2 protein-coding genes are annotated in these 753 nt (G+C 58.6%); both read left to right on the forward strand.

What is annotated here, in order from left to right:
• Positions 1–299 (forward strand): hypothetical protein (locus ACXJ7R_RS35145; RefSeq protein ID WP_457155804.1); only part of this gene is annotated, 299 nt, incomplete at its 5' end.
• A 266-nt stretch (positions 300–565) separates the two neighbouring features.
• The coding region (locus ACXJ7R_RS35150; RefSeq protein ID WP_457155805.1) for a hypothetical protein at positions 566–753 on the forward strand (188 nt) is incomplete at its 3' end.

A 753-nucleotide genomic window follows, 5' to 3' on the forward strand; every position in this document is an offset into this window, starting at 1 on the left:
CCACGCCGGAGCAGGTTGCTCACCGGGCGGTGTACGGCTTCTCGACTGGCGGCATTATGGGGCCTGACACGCAGAAGGTCGAGTTCTTCAAGAAGCCAAGCGAGCGCGTCATTATTGCCGATCCCGATCAGTTCGATGATCAGCGTGGCGGTAAGTCTGGCAGCGGTGGTCGGCCGATCCATGTGACGCAAAACGTCACCATCCAAGGTGGCACCCCCTCCAAGGAGAGCTTAGCCGAACTGCGTAGGCAGTCTGCGCTTGGATTCCGGGACGCAGCGAGGTCCGTTAATGGTCGATAGCGCCTGGCTCGCCTTCGCGCTTTCCGCTGGCGTTGTTTTGGCGCTGGCTTGGCCTTTCTAGAGATCGCCGGGGCTTGCCCTGGCGCCGTCGGTGACCACGGATGTACTGGCGCCGACGGGACTTCGATCGAACTTGTTGATGGCCAGTGGCAGGGAGAGTTGGACTTAAGTCTGATCGGCAAAACGCAATGGTCTCATCCAAGCCGTGGCGTGGAACAGCTTACCTCTACGGTTGTTGTATCTCCGGAAAACTTCGGAGAAATCAGATGGATAGAAGCGTTCGTCAGCGCGCTGGAATGACAGAACGGCGGATGGCAATCAAGGAAGGGTATGCAAACAACGAGAGCCCGAAAGTTATAGCCACACGGCTTAACTGTAGCGTGGCTTCTGTTAAGGCTACGGCCAGCCAGTTGGGCATCACCCGCACCCAGAAAGCCGCGGCAGACTTTCGGCG

This window comes from Mesorhizobium sp. P5_C1, from assembly GCF_054049815.1.